The following is a 17244-nucleotide window of genomic DNA, read 5'->3' on the forward strand; positions in this document are numbered from 1 at the left end:
GGGGTCAGGTCTTTCTTTTTGCATCCAGAGGCAAAAAGAAAGACCTGACCCCGACTGTCTGACACCGTTCGAAACACCGTCTCAAACCGCATCATGATCAAAGCCGTTTTGTTTGACCTGGATGGTACGCTCGCCGATACCGCACTCGACCTGGGCGCCGCCCTGAACCATCTGCTTGCGGAAGAGGGCTTGCCGCCGCGGCCGGATGAACAGATCCGGCCGATTGCCTCGCATGGTGCCCGTGCCCTGATCCGGCTCGGTTTTGACGTGCAGCCGGAAGACCCGGCTTTCGAGCCGCTGCGCCAGCGTTTCCTGGCTCATTACGACCTCCACCTGACCGATCGCACGCGTCTGTATGACGGGGTGGTCGAGCTGGTCGCGGCGCTGGATGAACGTGGGCTGAAGTGGGGCATCATCACCAACAAACCGATGCGCTTTACCGACCGCCTGCTGCCCTCCCTGCCATTCCCGGTCCCGCCGGCGGTGGTCGTCAGCGGCGACACGGTGGGCGTCGCCAAGCCGGATCCGCGCCCGATGCATCATGCGACGCAACAGATCCGCATCGACCCGCAGCACTGCCTGTATGTCGGGGATGCCGAACGCGACATACAGGCCGGGCGCAATGTCGGCATGCGCACCGCACTGGCCAGCTGGGGCTACATCGCCGACAGCGACCGGCCACTTGAGTGGGGGGCGGACATCGTCATCGACTCCCCCCTCGAATTGCTGCCATTCCTCTGACCTTTCGACCGGCGGCCACGCCCGAATCCCGCCTGACAGGTTCTGTCTAACCGGCATACTCACCCGGAGGACCTGTCATGCTCCCTGCCCTGCGCCGCCTTTGCCTGCTACTCACCTTGCTGCTGCCTCCCGCCATCGCCGCGCCGATGCAGGAGAGCACCCGACCCGCCTCCCCGGCACAACTGCTCGGCACCCCGCCGGACAGCGCCAACCCCAGACTGTTGCGACAACTCGAACAACTCATGCTCAACAGTGCCCATCAGGAGCGCGCCTTCACCCACAGCTGGCTGCGCTACCTGACCGTCGTCATGCAGCATGGCGAACAACAACGTGCGGCGCGCTTTTTACAGCGCCTGAGCCAGCGCCACCCGACCGCATGGGTACGCGGCGCCGCCCTGGTCAGTGACACGCTGGCGCAGTCGGCACGCCTGAATGAAGCCTTTGCCCTGCGCATGCTGGCCGACACCGGACAACCCCTGCTGTCGGTACACCTGCTGGCCCTCTACGAACTGGCCTTGCCCAGGCTGCTGACGGACGCCCGACACAACAAGGACGATTTGATCGATGCACTGCGCACGGCCTGGGGCAGTGGCTTTGACCCCGGCGGCCTGATCGCCATCCGCCAGGCCCATGACCGGCCGATCAGTCAGGCACCGCCCGCGGTCGATCCGTCGCCCCTGCGGCAGGCGCTGCAGCAGGCCTCACCGGCCATACTGGTGACCGCACTGGCGCACTACTACCACCAACTGATCGCCAGCAACACCCTGAGCCACGGCCTGATCTGGCTGGCACAACACCGCCCGCCCCATGCGGCCCTCCCCCTGATCGAAGATTTGCTGCAAACCACGCGACAGAATCAGCAGATCTTCCAGCAGGCACTGTCCAGGCTGCAGCCGCTGCGCCAGGATCAGCCTGCCAGCCTGCAGCTGGCCCTGAGCGAGAGCCTGCTGCAGTTTCACAACCCGGTCAGCAACGCCCAGCAGGCTCGCCGAACCATGCAGCTATTTCGCCAGCAGCACCACGCCGATCCGTCTACCGCCCAGTTGCTGACGATCTTTGACCAGCTGCTGCAAGGCACGGGCAGCGACTAGCCGGCGCACCAGACGGCGACATGCCCTGCGGGAGGTCAAAGGCAACAGCCGGCGCCTCCCGTCCGGCGACAACCACAGGAACAACATGGACTTTCCTCGGCTAGCACATTGAAAAAAAAGACTATATTGCTTACCGCAAGACGTCATTTCTGGCACAATGCGCGTCTGCCTGAAAACCCGAGTTGTCATGACGCAAGTACAAGCCACCCCCAAGCCGATTTTTTCCTATCGCAAATACTGGGCCGAGCGCTTCGGCACCGCCCCGTTCCTGCCGATGAGCCGTGCCGAAATGGACCAGCTCGGCTGGGACAGTTGCGACATCATCCTGGTATCCGGTGATGCCTATATCGACCACCCCAGCTTTGGTGCCGCCCTGATTGGCCGCCTGCTGGAGGCCCAGGGTTTCCGTGTCGGCATCATTGCCCAGCCGGACTGGCACAGCGCCAGCGATTTCCGCCAGCTCGGCAAGCCGAACCTGTTCTTCGGCGTCACCTCGGGCAATATGGACTCGATGATCAACCGCTACACCGCCGACCGCAAACCGCGCTCGGACGATGCCTACACGCCGCACGGCGCCCCGGACAAGCGACCGGACCGGGCCGTCAGCGTCTACGCCCAGCGCTGCCGTGAAGCCTATCCCGGCATCGGCGTGCTGATCGGCAGCATCGAAGCCAGCCTGCGCCGCATCGCCCACTTCGACTACTGGAGCGACAAGGTGCGCCAGTCGGTGCTGGTCACCTCCAAGGCCGACCTGCTGGTCTACGGCAACGCCGAGCGCGCCATTGTCGAGATCGCCCACCGTGCCGGACGTGGCGAAAAGCTGTCGGAAATGCGGGATATCCGTGGCACTGCCTTCATGGTGCCGCACGGCTGGCGTCCGGACGAGGCGTGGCAGGAGATCGACTCCACCACCGTCGACGTCCCCGGCGTGATCGATGCCCACAAGAACCCGTACGAGATGGAACCGGCCAAGCCGGAAGCCGGCGAAGCCGCCGCCAGCGGCGTACAGCCGGTCCGTTTCATGAATCTGCAGGAACGGGTCGCCGCGCGCCGCGAAGCCCGCAGCCGTACCGTGGTGCGCCTGCCTGCCTATGAGGCCGTGGCCTATGACCCGGTACTGTATGCCCACGCCAGCCGCACCCTGCACCTGGAGTCCAACCCCGGCAACGCCCGTGCCCTGGTGCAGTTGCATGGCGAACGCGACGTCTGGCTCAACCCGCCGCCGATTCCGCTCACCACCGAAGAAATGGACTACGTCTACGGGCTGCACTATGCACGCAACCCGCATCCGGCTTATCAGGGCGCCCGCATTCCCGCCTGGGAGATGATCCGCTTCTCGGTCAACATCATGCGCGGCTGTTTCGGCGGTTGCAGCTTCTGCTCCATCACCGAACACGAGGGCCGCATCATCCAGAGCCGCTCGCATGAATCGATCCTGCGCGAGATCGAGGAGATCCGCGACAAGACCGACGGCTTTACCGGCCATATCACCGACCTGGGCGGGCCGACCGCCAACATGTACCGGCTGGCCTGCAAGGACAAGAAAATCGAGACCTCCTGTCGCCGGCTCAGTTGCGTCTATCCGGACATCTGCGACAACCTCAACACCGACCACAGCTCGCTGATCGAGCTCTACCGCAAGGCGCGTGCCCTGCCCGGGGTCAAGAAAATCAGCATCGGCTCCGGCCTGCGCTATGACCTGGCGGTCCGCTCGCCCGAGTACATCAAGGAACTGGTCACCCACCATGTCGGCGGCTACCTGAAGATTGCCCCGGAACACACCGAGGAAGGCCCGCTGTCGAAAATGATGAAGCCGGGCATGGGCGCCTACGAGAAGTTCAAGGAACTGTTCGAGCGCTTCTCGCGTCAGGCAGGCAAGGAGCAGTACCTGATCCCCTACTTCATCGCCGCCCACCCGGGCACCACCGATGAAGACATGGTCAACCTGGCGCTGTGGCTCAAGCGGCACAACTTCCGCCTCGACCAGGTGCAGGCCTTCGTGCCGACGCCGATGGCGCTGGCCACCACCATGTGGCACACCGGCCGCAATCCGCTGAAAAAACTCGGCCGCAGCTCGGAAAAGGTCGACGTGGTGCGCGACGCCTACCGCCGCAAACTGCACAAGGCCTTCTTGCGCTATCACGACCCGAACAACTGGCCGATGCTGCGCGAGGCGCTGTACAACATGGGGCGCGAAGACCTGATCGGCTACAGCAAGCAACACCTGATTCCGCCGCGTCAGCCGGCCGAAGGCCGCAACGAGCGCAACGGGCGCTTCAATCCGGCGCACACCAAACACAGCGGCGAGCCGCGCGTACCGGCACGCAAACCGCAAGGCAAGGGCCGTCGTTAACTTACTCAGCAAAGAACCTGACATGTCACAAAGCGAACACTTCATCCCGGGCAAGGACGCCGCACTCGAAACCACGATCGCGCGCCTGCAAGGCCAGCTGGCAGCGCTCGGGCTGGAGGTGGAAGAGCAACTCTGGCTCAACTCGGTAGAAAACGTCTGGTCGGTGCATCTGGCCAACAAGCACTGCCCGCTGATCTACGTCAACGGCAAGGGCGCCAGCGAACTGGCCGCCCGAGCCAGCGCCCTGGGCGAGTTCTTCGAGCGCGTCAGCAACAATTACTTCTGGTCGCACTACTACCTGGGCAGGGAGATCGCCAACCGGCCACATGTCTTCTTCCCGCAGGAACGCTGGTTTGCCCTCGACGACGGCGATACCTGGCCGCAGGGGTTGCTCAACGAGACCCTGCAGGCGCTGTACAACCCGGAAGGCAGCATTCCGGCCTCCGCACTGGTGGAGCTGAACTCCGGCAACCACGAGCGCGGCATCTGCACCCTGCCCTATGTGCGCCTGCGCGATGGTGAAACCACCTGGTTCCCGATCAACATCATCGGCAACCTGTATGTCAGCAACGGCATGGCCGCCGGCAACACCGCGCCGGAAGCCCGCACCCAGGCGCTGTCGGAAATTCTCGAACGCCATGTCAAATTCAAGGTCCTGCGCGAAGGCCTGTGCCTGCCGGACGTGCCGCAGGCCGTCATCGACCGCTACCCGAAGATCGCGGCCGGCATTCAGGGGCTGCGTGATGCCGGCTTTGGCATCCTGGTCAAGGATGCCTCGCTGGGCGGCGAATTCCCGGTCATGTGCGTCACCATGCTCAACCCGCGCGACCAGGGCGTCTTCGCCAGCTTCGGCGCCCACCCGCGCTTCGAGATCGCCCTGGAGCGGGCGCTGACCGAACTGCTGCAAGGACGTGCCCTGGCACAACTGGACGGCTTCCCCGAGCCGGGCTTCGACATGGACGAAGTCGCCGACCCGCAAAACCTGGAAATCCACTTTGTCGATTCCAGCGGCGTGATCGCCTGGCGCTATTTCAGTGACACGCCGGACTTCACCTTCTGCGACTGGAACTTCAGCCAGACCACCGCCGACGACTATGCCTGGATCTGCAACTGCATCCAGCAGGCCGGCTTCGACATCTACGTCGCCGATTTCGAGCATCTCGGTGTCTACGCCTGCCGCATCCTGGTGCCGGGCATGTCCGAGATCTACCCGCTGGAAGAGCTGGAATGGGAAAACAACAGCGTCGGCAACCAGCTGCGCCCCTACCTGCTGCGCCTGCCGTCGCTCGACAATGACGAATGCCGGACACTGCTCGAGCTGCTGGAAGAGCATGGCCTGGACGACCTGCGCCCCGTGCCGGCGCTGATCGGCGTGGCCGCCGATGCCGACAGCCCCTGGAAGGAACTGCGCGTCGGCGAGCTGAAAACCCTGCTGGCCCTGGCGCTGGGCGACGAAGACGGCATCCGCGAAGGCTGCGACTGGATCCGCCACCTCGGCCACATGACGCCGGCCCGTCACAAGGTTTACCGCGCCCTGGCGGCGCTGCTCGACCTGCAGGGCGATGCCGAACACAGCCTGACCCTGCTGTACGGCCACGACACTGTGGCGCAGGCGAAACAACTGCTGAACGGCGAGACCCGCTTCTTCGGCCTGCAGGAACTGGGCGCCAACGTGGAACACAGCCGCCTGCACCAGAGCTTGCTGAACGAATACCGCAAACTCTGGCCGTAAAAATCGCTGGCCGGGAGCGCGTGACGAACCCGGCCCTGCCTCTTTGCGCTATAGTGAATCCAGATCCATGACGAATGGATGGCGCACGACCGCAACAAGAGGAGGGCCGCAACATGCAAATGGAACGCTGGCTGCTCGAGTTTCCGGCTACAGTCCGCAAAGCCACGCTGCAGCAGGACCTGGCCCTGGCCAGAACGGCCATGGACAAACTGACCAGCCACTATGCCGGCAAAAGCAGTGCTGAACGCCAGGCCATCTACCTGAGCCTGGCCCATACGATTCTGGAAGACCTGGACATGGAGACCTACCGCCAGGCGGAAGCCTTCCTGCTCCAGATCGGCTTGCTGCAACATCAGAAGGCCTGAATACGGCCCGCCATGCCCGACATGGCGGGCTTTTTATTTGTCATTAAAAATAATCGATTTTATTCGCAATATCCCGTTGTCAATTCCGCCTGCCCCTGCTAACTTGACGCACTTCCCGCCACGCCGACCGACCACCTGCCGGTCGACCTCCTGGCTCAGGCAATCGGAGACAACATGAGCACCCAACGCAGCAGCGTCCAGAGAAGACTGATCACCCCGGCCTCGTGGGGCAAAAAAGATCCGCGACAGCAACACCTGGATGCCGAACAGCGCACCTGCAGCCACTGCTCGCACCGTGGCCTGCGCGGCGAAACCACCATTGCCGGCCAGATGTTTCGCTGCCCGTCCTGCAAGAAACTGCAGTTCTGAGTTGCGGCCCCGGCTGAGATGCATCAAACCGTCCGCAGGCGCTTTGTGCCATAGTGAGACGATACTGAACTACCCCCTGGATAGCAGCCCATGCGCGCTCTGTTGAAACGCCTTTCGGACAGGATTTTCGGTCCCGACCCCGAACCCCTGCCCACTTTGTCACCGGAAGAACTGGCCGCCGCCGAGCACTTTCTGTTCGAAATCTTTGCCCAGCAAAACGCCAAAGCCTGGCAGCCGGTCGGCGCCGTCATGTTCTCGCCGCGCCTGCGCCGCCTGAGCCCGCAGGTTCAGCACATGGAACAAGCCATGAGCTCACTGTTCGAAAAGGGCTGGATCGAAACCCACAATGCCCGCTTCCTGGTCCTGACGGACGCCGGCTACGAACGCCTGCGCTTTCTCGGCCTGGAGCGAACGTCCTGACACATCCCACAACAAACAAAACGGCAGCCCAGGCTGCCGTTTTTCATGTGCGCACTGAACTGCGCCACCGCGGCCAGGTCAGCGCGTCATCACCGCACCCTGGCAATTCTCGTAGCGGGTCAACCCGGCCGGACAAGCCATGGCATTGAGCCCCTTGTCGACACACAGCCAGACACCACTCAGATATTTATTCTGCTGCGCATCCTTATCGCAGGTCGCAAACTGACTGGCCGCCGGATACTGCGGATTCAGCTCGGCAAACTTCTGCTTGATGGCCACGATATCACTGACCGTATCCAGCTGCGGCACCTTAATCTGCCGGAAGCGCGCCAGCGCATCACCAAAATACTGATTCACCTTGCGATAGTAACCGGCAGGATCGCGCTGCTCCGACCCCGGCTGATAGAACGGCGTACAGGTCGCATGCTTGCCCCATTCGTGATCGACAAACTCGACCGCATTGGCCAGATAGGGCTTGAACGGATTGGCAAACGTCAGACGTTGCGGATCGAGCGGCGGGACGACATGGCAATCATGCGGATAACTGCCATCCATGCGTTCAGGCCACAAGCCATGGAACATCAGGGGCGACACATCGGCCCGGCAGGCCTGGGCCTGATCCAGCGTGGCACTGCTCTTGCCCGCACTCCCCGCCTGGCACCAGCCCGGCACCCACTGCGTGGACAACAGATAATAATCAAACCCGTCTCCGGACGGCACATCCTCCGCCACAGCCACCGCCGAGCTCAGTGCCAGCACCGCCCCCAGCGACACGGCAAACATACTGCACTTCATATCAAGCCCCTATTCCAATTGTCATCAGACGCCGAGGATCATCACATCGCGTCAGTATATTCCAAACGGATAAAGGATACCGGCAAGACATTAAACTAATTGGACAGGCAAAAAAAAAACCCGCGAACGCTCACGGGTCACAACCTTGGCGCAGGGAGGCCCCTACTGAGGACAGCATAGAGCAAAGCCGGGCGGTCTGGCTGCGACATATTGCCTCAGGACGATCGCTTCGTGGCGGCCACAATGCTGCCGACTGATCGGCAAAATTATGATAGTCTAGCCAGACTGATTTCCCGAGTACGCCATGAACGCCTCTCAGATCCTCAGCTTCATGATCCAGGCCAAAACCGGCCAGCAAATCAAATGGGCCGCCATCCCTGCCCTCTACGCAGTCACCCTGGCACAGATCGCCCCCAAACTGAGTGAAGAAGAGCTGTTCAGCATGATCGCCATCGGCTCGGTGCTCTATGATCACAGCAGCAAAGAGATCGTCGCCCAGGCCGCCACCGACCAGCTCCTCAAGTCCCTGATGAACCCCGGCAACACCCCCGTCTGAAAGACAAACGGGCAGCACCTTGCGGCACTGCCCGCCACCGGCATGGCCGACACCGACTACTTGGCCGGACGACCCGTCTTGATTTTTTCCAGCCGCGACAAAGCCTGCAGCAGCTGCGCATCCGACAAGGCCGTCAACGCTGCCAGCCCGGCACGCAGCAACTCGCTTTTCTTCACTTCCTGACCCAGCGACAAGACACGCTGCTTCAACTGCGGAATCTGCTGGTACTCGCCTTCCGGCATGGTAAAGCTGTCTCGCACCAGCTTTGCCTTCTTGCCGCCGGCTTTCTTCTTGCCGCGAGCGGCGTCCTCAAACGGCGCCACGACCTTGGCAGCCACCACCTGCGGAGCGCTCACTGGCTGGGCTACAGCGGGTTTGGCAGCAACAGGCTTGGCGGCAGCAGGCTTGGCAACAGCAGGCTTGGCAACAGCAGGCTTGGCAACAACAGGCTTGGCAACGGCAGGCTTGGCTACGGCAGGCTTGGCAACGGCAGGCTTGGCTACGGCAGGCTTGGCAACGGCAGGCTTGGCTACGGCAGGCTTGGCAACAGCAGGCTTGGCGGCAGCAGGCTTGGCGGCAGCAGGCTTGGCAACGGCAGGCTTGGCGGCAGCAGGCTTGGCAACGGCAGGCTTGGCGGCAGCAGGCTTGGCGGCAACAGGCTTGGCGGCAACAGGTTTGGCAACAGCGACAACAGCTTTGGTATCTTTCATGGCGGACCCTTGTGCATGAACGTGCATAACAGTATAAACAATTTATACTGTATATCAATGACGCAGCGCTTAATGCGCATTTTTTGATCGTCATATCCGCACAACGATGCGACAAGCACTTGCTGCACTTTCCCACAGCCTTATCCACAATATCTGTGGGTAAGGACGACAGAAAGACTCAGAAATGTCTTTTCGTGCAAGGCCTCATCAGACTAAAGTTAAGATCAGAATCACTACGCCGCCGCAAAGGTTGCCATGGCCGCAAAACGCCATCTGACGGAACGCCTGCTGCACCTCCTGGCCATCACCCTGGCGGTCGCGGCCATTTTGGCCGGCTGGGTATGGGTCCATCAGTTCCGCACCTTCAGCGAACAAGACAACGCCATCGATCAGCAGCGCATCCTGCAAAAAACCAGTCAGCAGGTCAACCAGCTGGCCCGCGAGGTCAAACTGGCACTTGGTCTGGCCGACAGCATCATGGCACACCACCCTGACCACGACCCGCGCACCGATCCGCTGATCCAGTCCATGGCCAGACAATTCCATGATGAAACCAACGGCATGATCACGCTGCGCGTGCTGGACCGGCAAAACCAGATCACCTTCCCGCGCGAAAAAATCAACGGCCCCCTGCACCCGGGGCCACCGACAGCATTCTTCCAGTGGCTGAGAAAAAAACCAGTAGGCAGCGTGTCGTTCAGCAACCCGGTATTCAACAGCGAGACCCGGCAATGGAACGTCATTGCCGGCCGCCTCCTGCAACACCAGAGTCACGGCATCGACATTGTCTACGTCGCCTTTGACATGAACAGCATGACCAACGCCCTCGGCCTGACCGGCCCCGGCCCCGACATGGCCATACAGCTCACGGGAACCGATGGCACCGTACTGGCACACTGGCCGGCCTCACCCGGCCTGATAGGCAAAAACATCAAGAACAGCCTGCTGATGCAAGCCGCCAGTCAACAAAGCGCAGGCCAGATCAGCAACCTAGAAGACACCGAAGGCGAGACCTTTACCAGCTTCATGCACGACCCCAACCATCCGCTGATCCTGTCGGTATCGACCCCCAGACAGGCGGTAGAAGAACCGATCGCCGACGAAAGACAGCGCATCATCCTGGCGGTCACCATCTTCATCCTGACCGAAGTTGCGGCGATCGGCTGGATCAACCAACTGCTGGGCAAACTGCGCCAGCGCCAGCAACGACTGGAATCCGAACTGGTCGACAAGATCGAACATGTCACGGCCCTGGATCGCCACGCCGCGCAGCTGGAATCGGCCAAATCCACCCTGGAGCGCCTGTCGCAGACCGACCCGCTGACCTCGCTGTATAACCGGCGACATTTTATGGATGTACTGGCGCAATGGCTGCGGCGATATGCCGGAGATGGCCAGACTTTCTGCATGGTGTATCTGGATATCGATCACTTCAAGGCCATCAACGACCAGCATGGACATGCCATCGGTGACGAAGTGCTGATCAAGGTCGCCAGCCTGCTGCAAACACAGATCCGGCCGGGCGATCTGGTCGCCCGCATCGGCGGGGAGGAGTTTGGCCTGCTCTTACCGGAGACATCGATTCCACAGGCCGTGAGCGCCATGGAGCGGATCCGCCAGGCACTCGGCGCCCACACCTTCGACAGCAGCGCCGGCGCCCTGCACATCACCTTCAGCGCAGGCGTCAGCCTGGTGCGCCCGGGCGACAGCACCGCCAGCCTGATGCAACGCGCAGACCAGGCGCTGTACCAGGCCAAGACTCAGGGACGCAATCGCGTCCTGAGCGAATGAGCAGAAAAGCGGTCTAGCGCCGGCGCAATACCGCCGCCGCCTCACGCAGCGTTGCCGCCGTGGTCTCCCAATCCAGACAGGGATCCGTGACCGAACAACCATAGCGCAAGGACGACAGATCATCCGTCAGCGGCTGGTTACCTGCCTCGATGAAGCTCTCCAGCATCAGACCGACAATGCTTTGATTGCCGTGTTCGATCTGCCGCAACACATCCTTCACCACCAGCGGCTGCAGCGACGCCTGCTTGCCACAGTTGGCATGCGAACAGTCGATGACAATATTGCTGGGCAGGCCGGCCTTTTGCAGCGCCGCCTCCGCCATGGAAACACTGACGCTGTCATAGTTCGGCCGCCCGCCACCGCCGCGCATCACCAGATGACCATAGCGATTACCGCGCGTGCGGATAATTGCCGAGCGCCCCTGACCGTTGATACCGAGGAAGCTGTGCGGATACGAGGCCGACATGATGGCATTCACCGCCGTGGCCACCGAACCATCCGTACCATTCTTGAAGCCGACCGGCGTCGACAGCCCGGAGGACATCTCGCGATGCGTCTGCGACTCGGAGGTGCGGGCGCCGATCGCCGTCCAGGCAATCAGATCCCCGATATACTGCGGCGCAATCGGATCCAGCGCCTCGGTGGCCGTCGCCAGCCCGAGGCGGCTGATCTCCAGCAGAAACTCACGCGCCCGGAACACCCCTTCATCGATCTTGAACGAGTCATCCATATGCGGATCGTTGATGAACCCCTTCCAGCCGGTTGTCGTGCGCGGCTTCTCGAAATACACGCGCATCACCAGGTACAACACATCCGACAACTCATCCGCCAGCTCACGCAAACGGCGAGCATAGTCAAGACCCGCCACCGGATCGTGAATCGAGCACGGCCCGACAATGACAAACTTGCGCGCATCCTGCCGGTCAAGAATGGCCTGCAGCGTCTGACGGCCGGCCAGTACCCGGGCGGCCAGCTCATCACTGAGCGGCAAGCGTTGGTGAATATCGTCCGGTGTCGGCATGGCATCGAACGATTCAATATTGAGGTTTTCTGTTCGCAGCATAAGAATATTAGGGAAATTATTTCAGTACAGTGTACCAGAAGTCCCCCTGCGACCATGATCCTTTCTTACGGCACACGCTTACTCATCTCTGAGCGAGAGTCGCATCAAGACCGCAAGCGCCCATCGTCCTACCCTGCAGCCGTCGGCAACCCGCCGACTGACCAAGAGGAAGCTTGAACATGTTTCGCTCTGCACCCTTGTTTCTCTCCACACTGCTGCTGACCAGCACCACCTTCGCCTCCCCAGCCGTCAACAACCAGACTGACGCACTCAGCCAGGCAAGATCGTGCCCTTCACCGGCACGGCCGGAAACAAATAAAAAAGGGAGCTGACCTCAGCTCCCTTTTCTCTGCGCCATGTCAGCGCATCATGACCCGCTTACTGCGCCGGCGGCGTGCCTTCGGCGTTCGAAACCACGACGTCGATTTGCACCAGGGCATCGTGCGGCAGTGCCGAAACACCCACCGTGCGACGAGCCGGTACCCCACCCGGGAAGAACTCGCCATACACTTCGTCCACTGCAGCCATATCGTCGATCTGCTTCAGGAACACATTCACCTTCACCACGTCAGCCATGCTGTGGTTGATGCTCTCGACAATCGCCTTGACGTTCTTCAGGCACTGAGCAACCTGCTCCTTGACACCACCAGCCACGAGCTTGCCGGTCTTGGCATCGATCGGCAGCTGTGCCGACAGGTTGTTGTAATGCGAGAAGGCCACGGTTTGCGTGTGCAGCGGGCTCTTCGGTGCATTGTCGGTATTGTTGGCCTTGATCACGATGCCGTGACGGTCTTCAACGGCTTGCGGCGGGGTGCCGTCGCCATGCGAAACCACGACTTCGATTTGCACCAGAGCATCCATCGGCAGCGCGGCAGCGGCAACCACGGTACGAGCCGGGAAGTAAGCCACGGCACGGGCGATGGCCGAATCCGGGAAGAAGGTGGTGTACACCTCGTTGACGGCGTCGATATCCGACAGATTCTTCAGGAAGATGTTGACCTTGACGATATCGTCAAACGGCACATCGATCCCTTCCAGAATCGCCTTGACGTTCTTCAGACACTGAGCAGCCTGCTCCTTGACGCCACCGGCCACCAGCTTGCCGGTCTTCACGTCGATCGGCAGCTGTGCCGACAGGTTGTTGTAGTGCGAGAAAGCCACGGTTTGCGTCGACAGCGCGCTGATCGGCGCGGTTTCCACATTCTTGGCGATCTTGATCAGGTCGCCGGCTTGCGGTGCATTCGGGATGGTGCCCACGCCATTGGACACCAGCGCTTCCACTTGCACCAGTGCATTCATCGGCAGTGCGGCCACGGCCACGGTGGTCAGTGCCGGGACATAGCTCTGGAAGAAAGACTTGTGAACAGCGTGAACGGCATCGATGTCAGCAATATTCTTGAGGAAAATCGTGATGCGCACGATATCAGTCATCGAATGATCGATGCTTTCCACGATGGCCTTGATATTCTTGAAGCACTGCTCGGCCTGCTCTTTCACACCGCCAGCAACAAAAGCGCCGGTTTTCGGATCGATCGGCAGTTGAGCCGCCAGATGGTTGTAATGCGAAAAAGCGACGGTCTGGGAATAAGGACCGATTGCCTTGTGTGCGTTTTCCGTATTACGTGCCAGGACTGCGTTGTAGCCACTCATAAATAGACTCACTTATTAGTTCGAATTCAGCGGGCTACGTGGCTTGCACGAGCCCCACTATTTTTATCGGCCGCCCCGGTTTTTTGACCGGGGAAAGGGTCATGAACCAGCGTTGATGCATGTCAGTAAATGCAGGAGTGGAGGCTACGTTAAGCCCAATAGACGGTCAATATAAGGGAACGCCGGTATTTGTAGCTTTGGCGACAATACATCGGCATACGGAGATGCAATGCCACACAAATCAAATAAGCTGCGGCATCTCATCAAAATCCATTCAGCTCATTTAAATCCCCCTCCCCGCTCAAATCCGCCAACGCTTTATTCGCACATCATTTTTATATCCTCTCAAAATAGTGCACTGATTTTACTTTTAATGCATTTCCGGATTTATATTTAGATTGAGTAATGAAAAAATCAGCGCCACAAAGAACATTCCACCCGAAAAACACCTTTCCACCTTCGCAAACACCGGCCAATCGGCGAACGACCACTCAATTCATGCCCTCATCCACCCGAACAAATACCCCCGCCTGACACGCCACGCCCCAAGATGCACGATGGTCATTTTCCAGCACCAGACGCAGGGCAAAAATCATGAAGTGTGACTGAGGCGACCGGGAGATTTGTCGCCGGATTGCGCCTGAAGCGCGCGTTGACGGAGGGGCTTGCGACCAGCGATACGACAGGGGTGTGGGGGGATGGGATGGGATGGCGCACTTGAAGAGTGCGCCCTACGGTTGTGCGTCCTACGGTTGTGCGTCCTACGGTTGTGCGCCCTACGGTTGTGCGTCCTACGGTTGTGCGCCCTACGGTGATACGCCTTGCGAATGCTTTTATTCCGACAAACGTGACAGTTGGATACAATGGTCTCACACACACTCACACTGCACCGGGAAACAAGATGAGCGATTCAGTCCAAGAAGTGGCCAAAGCCAGGCAAATCCTCAACCAGGGTGGCGGCGAGCACAATGGATATACCTTGTACTCCAGCGGCCTGCTGGTTCAGACCATCCAGATCACCGTGACCAGCATCGAAAAGGAAATCGTCTTCCCGGCCACCTTCCCGTGCGTCGTCACCTCGGTGCAACCGATCGGCGGCAACGTCAAAGTGCTCAAACTGGGCAAGAACAAGGCACTGTTGCAATTCGACCCGGCCGATGTCGGCACCAAGATCAAGCTGATCTTCTCCGGGCAGTAAACCCGGGGCCGGGCGTGCGCCAGACGGGCCGGCCCTACGCCAGCGCCACGCCCGGCAAGGGCCGCAGATAATCCTGCAAGGCCCGGGTGACGGTGTCAGCCAGACGGCCGACCCCGGGAGACGGGACGTCCTCGGCGCGGCAAAGCAGACAACGAATCGCCGGCAAGGGCGGCAGATCGTGACGGATCATCAGCGTCTCCGGCAAGCCCGCAGGGGTGCGCACTGTCACCCCCAGCCCGGCAGCCACTGCCGCCCAGAGACTACTCAGACTGCCACTGCTAAACGCCTGGCGCCAGGCATGACCAGCCTGCTCCAGCGCCGTACAGGCCGCGGCACGTATCAGGCAGGGCGCCTCGAACAACACCAGCGGCACGGGCGCAGCGCCCGGCCACGCACAGGGACTTTCCCGGCTGTCGATCCAGTGCAATGGCAGCGTCCCCATTGCCTGTCGGTGCGGCCAGGACTCACCACCATCCCAGACCAGGGCCAGATCCAGCTCCCCGCGCGTCAAACCATCCAGCAAAGGCTGGTTACGCGCCACCTTCACGTCCAGGCCAAACTGCGGATGCGCACGGGAAAACCGCCCCAGAATCGTCGGCAGCAGCGTCTCGGCAAAATCTTCCTGCATCCCGAAACGCAGCCAGCCCCCCTGCACCCCACTCCCCTGCACCGCCTGTACCGCCTCGTCATTCAAAGCCAGCAGCCGCCGCGCATAGGCAAGCATCACCTCACCCGCCGGTGTGAGCACCAGGCCACGGCCAGCCTTGCGCAACAGCGGCTGCCCCGCCTGCTCTTCCAGCTTCTTCAATTGCGCACTGACAGCCGACGTGGAGCGACTGACTCGCTCTGCTGCCTGCGCAAAGCTGCCCAGCTCGACACCCGCCACAAAGCTGCGCAACACCTCCAGATCCAGACTGACTCGGCCCATGCTACCATTCCAAATAAAAGGACGATTTGTTTAAAAAATCTCAATTTTCAAAACAATTATCGGTCGCTAAGCTGAACCCTGTCAAAACCTGCCACGGAATCCATCATGCAGACCACCCCCTCCAGCCTCGACAATCTGGGCCGACTGGCGCCGAAACTGGCCGAACTGAGCCAAAGCCTGCTGTTTGACGACATCTGGCAGCGCGCCGGACTCAGTCCGCGCGAACGTAGCATCGCTACGGTCTCCGCCCTGCTGGCGCTCTACCGACCACAGCAACTGCCGTTCCACCTGCAAAAAGCCCTCGACCACGGCGTCAGTCGCAGCGAACTGGGTGAACTGATGACCCATCTGGCGTTTTATGCCGGCTGGCCGGCGGCGGTCTCCGCGATCGATATCCTGGCAACCCTTCCAGAAGCAAAGTGAGACCCATCCATGCCCTATGCACGCATCGCCCTGAACGCCGGCAAGCCGGCACACTGGCTAAACGCCATTTCCACCAGCCTGCAGCAGGCACTGGAAGAAAGTTTCGAGGTCCCGCCAGGAGATTGTTTCCAGATATTCCAGCCATGCCAACCCGGCGAACTGGTATACGACCGCCACTACCTGGGCGGTCCGCGCAGCGACAACTTCCTACTGATCCAGTTGACAGCCGGCCGGCCGCGCAGCGCTGAGTGCAAAAAAGCCTTCTACGCCAGGCTGGCCGAACGTCTGGCGGCCAGCCCGGGCATTGCGGTGGAAGACATCATGGTCGTCATCACCACCACCGGGCTGGAGGACTGGTCGTTTGGCGGCGGACGTTAGCGCGGGCGGACCAGCTGCCAGGCACGCGTCAGATAACCCACACTGGCGAATCCGCTCCAGGTATGCACCATGCGAGTAAATGGAAACAGCATAAAAAAGGTCAGACCGCAGAAAATATGCAGACGAAACACCATGGGCGCATCTGCCACCAACTGCGCGGCATCGCCACGGAAGGTTAGAATATGTTGCGCCCAGAGCATGAAGCGCAACATGGTCTGACCATCCAGATGACCGGCAGACTCCGGAATGGTAGCCAGCCCCAGGCACAGTGTCAGCAACAACCATAGCAGCAGCACCTTGTCGCGCAGCGGCGTCTGAACCGCCAGGCGTCGATGAGCCAGACGACGCAACAACAGCAACACCAGGCCAATCAGCCCCACACCGCCCAGCGTGCCGCCGGCCATCATGGCCAGCAGCTGCTTGGCGGTCAGGGGGACGCCCAGCCACTCCCAGACGGCAAGCGGCGTCAACAGCCCCCCCAGATGCCCCAGGAACACGCCGATGATGCCGATGTGGAACAGATTGGACCCCAGGCGCAGATTGCCGCGATGCAAGAACTGGGTCGACTCCGCCCGCCAGGTATATTGTTCGCGCTCGAACCGCACCAGGCTGCCCAACAAAAACACCACCAGAGCCAGATAAGGGTAGATGCCAAACAGAAATTGATGGAAGTAAGACATG

General features: G+C 60.9%; 18 protein-coding genes. 12 read left to right on the top strand and 6 right to left on the bottom strand.

All coding sequences use genetic code 11. The annotated features are described in order from the left end of the window. Nucleotides 1-93 precede the first annotated feature (93 nt). From AACH39_RS04140 to AACH39_RS04170, 7 genes are all read left to right on the top strand, one after another. Entirely contained in the window at nucleotides 94-741 is a 648-nt protein-coding gene (locus AACH39_RS04140) for an HAD-IA family hydrolase (protein WP_215782298.1), read from the top strand. A gap of 77 nt (nucleotides 742-818) precedes the next feature. Further along, nucleotides 819-1832 carry a hypothetical protein gene (locus AACH39_RS04145; protein ID WP_215782297.1) on the top strand — a complete coding sequence of 338 codons (1014 nt, stop codon included), beginning with the start codon at nucleotides 819-821 and terminating at the stop codon, nucleotides 1830-1832. 187 nt (nucleotides 1833-2019) lie between these two features. After that, the gene (locus AACH39_RS04150; protein WP_215782296.1) at nucleotides 2020-4185 is read left to right on the top strand and encodes a YgiQ family radical SAM protein; all 2166 of its coding nucleotides are present in this window, start codon (nucleotides 2020-2022) and stop codon (nucleotides 4183-4185) included. Between the two features lie 22 nt (nucleotides 4186-4207). Continuing rightward, nucleotides 4208-5917, top strand: a complete 1710-nt coding sequence (gene ycaO, locus AACH39_RS04155; protein WP_338620966.1) for a 30S ribosomal protein S12 methylthiotransferase accessory factor YcaO — start codon at nucleotides 4208-4210, stop codon at nucleotides 5915-5917. Between the two features lie 113 nt (nucleotides 5918-6030). Further along, complete coding sequence (locus tag AACH39_RS04160; RefSeq protein WP_215782294.1) at nucleotides 6031-6282, top strand: hypothetical protein; 252 nt, start codon at nucleotides 6031-6033, stop codon at nucleotides 6280-6282. A 174-nt stretch (nucleotides 6283-6456) separates the two neighbouring features. Next, a complete protein-coding gene (locus AACH39_RS04165; protein WP_215782293.1) occupies nucleotides 6457-6651 on the top strand; it encodes a hypothetical protein in 195 nt (64 codons plus the stop codon). Between the two features lie 90 nt (nucleotides 6652-6741). Continuing rightward, complete coding sequence (locus AACH39_RS04170) at nucleotides 6742-7071, top strand: hypothetical protein (RefSeq protein ID WP_215782292.1); 330 nt, start codon at nucleotides 6742-6744, stop codon at nucleotides 7069-7071. Nucleotides 7072-7149: 78 nt separating this feature from the next. On the opposite strand, the gene AACH39_RS04175 is transcribed toward AACH39_RS04170, so the two are convergent. Beyond that, complete coding sequence (locus AACH39_RS04175) at nucleotides 7150-7866, bottom strand: hypothetical protein (protein ID WP_338620967.1); 717 nt, start codon at nucleotides 7864-7866, stop codon at nucleotides 7150-7152. A gap of 304 nt (nucleotides 7867-8170) precedes the next feature. Between AACH39_RS04175 and AACH39_RS04180 the strand changes: the two genes are divergently transcribed. After that, a complete protein-coding gene (locus AACH39_RS04180; protein WP_215782290.1) occupies nucleotides 8171-8422 on the top strand; it encodes a hypothetical protein in 252 nt (83 codons plus the stop codon). 56 nt (nucleotides 8423-8478) lie between these two features. Here the strand turns inward: AACH39_RS04180 and AACH39_RS04185 are convergent, their stop codons facing one another. Continuing rightward, complete coding sequence (locus AACH39_RS04185; RefSeq protein WP_338620968.1) at nucleotides 8479-9132, bottom strand: hypothetical protein; 654 nt, start codon at nucleotides 9130-9132, stop codon at nucleotides 8479-8481. A 255-nt stretch (nucleotides 9133-9387) separates the two neighbouring features. Between AACH39_RS04185 and AACH39_RS04190 the strand changes: the two genes are divergently transcribed. After that, entirely contained in the window at nucleotides 9388-10923 is a 1536-nt protein-coding gene (locus AACH39_RS04190; RefSeq protein ID WP_338620969.1) for a diguanylate cyclase, read from the top strand. 13 nt (nucleotides 10924-10936) lie between these two features. On the opposite strand, the gene AACH39_RS04195 is transcribed toward AACH39_RS04190, so the two are convergent. Together AACH39_RS04195 and AACH39_RS04200 are read right to left on the bottom strand one after the other, a co-directional pair. Further along, entirely contained in the window at nucleotides 10937-11986 is a 1050-nt protein-coding gene (locus tag AACH39_RS04195) for a 3-deoxy-7-phosphoheptulonate synthase (protein WP_338620970.1), read from the bottom strand. Between the two features lie 378 nt (nucleotides 11987-12364). Next, entirely contained in the window at nucleotides 12365-13636 is a 1272-nt protein-coding gene (locus AACH39_RS04200) for a Rid family detoxifying hydrolase (protein ID WP_215782284.1), read from the bottom strand. A gap of 901 nt (nucleotides 13637-14537) precedes the next feature. On the opposite strand from AACH39_RS04200, the gene AACH39_RS04205 reads away from it, so the two are divergent. Continuing rightward, nucleotides 14538-14834, top strand: a complete 297-nt coding sequence (locus AACH39_RS04205; RefSeq protein ID WP_215782283.1) for a hypothetical protein — start codon at nucleotides 14538-14540, stop codon at nucleotides 14832-14834. Nucleotides 14835-14868: 34 nt separating this feature from the next. Here the strand turns inward: AACH39_RS04205 and AACH39_RS04210 are convergent, their stop codons facing one another. Continuing rightward, a complete protein-coding gene (locus AACH39_RS04210; RefSeq protein WP_215782282.1) occupies nucleotides 14869-15762 on the bottom strand; it encodes a LysR substrate-binding domain-containing protein in 894 nt (297 codons plus the stop codon). Nucleotides 15763-15867: 105 nt separating this feature from the next. Between AACH39_RS04210 and AACH39_RS04215 the strand changes: the two genes are divergently transcribed. Then, on the top strand, nucleotides 15868-16185 hold the full coding sequence (locus tag AACH39_RS04215) for a carboxymuconolactone decarboxylase family protein (protein ID WP_215782281.1): 318 nt from the start codon (nucleotides 15868-15870) through the stop codon (nucleotides 16183-16185). 9 nt (nucleotides 16186-16194) lie between these two features. Further along, complete coding sequence (locus AACH39_RS04220; protein WP_338620972.1) at nucleotides 16195-16563, top strand: tautomerase family protein; 369 nt, start codon at nucleotides 16195-16197, stop codon at nucleotides 16561-16563. Here AACH39_RS04220 and narI read toward each other — a convergent pair. Continuing rightward, nucleotides 16560-17243: a respiratory nitrate reductase subunit gamma gene (narI, locus tag AACH39_RS04225; protein ID WP_338620973.1), complete on the bottom strand. Its 684-nt coding sequence runs from the start codon at nucleotides 17241-17243 to the stop codon at nucleotides 16560-16562. The two genes, AACH39_RS04220 and narI, sit on opposite strands and share 4 nt — an antisense overlap. Nucleotide 17244: the final 1 nt, after the last annotated feature.

The organism is Paludibacterium flexuosum (assembly GCF_037076605.1).
In the GTDB taxonomy this organism is placed as follows: domain Bacteria; phylum Pseudomonadota; class Gammaproteobacteria; order Burkholderiales; family Chromobacteriaceae; genus Paludibacterium.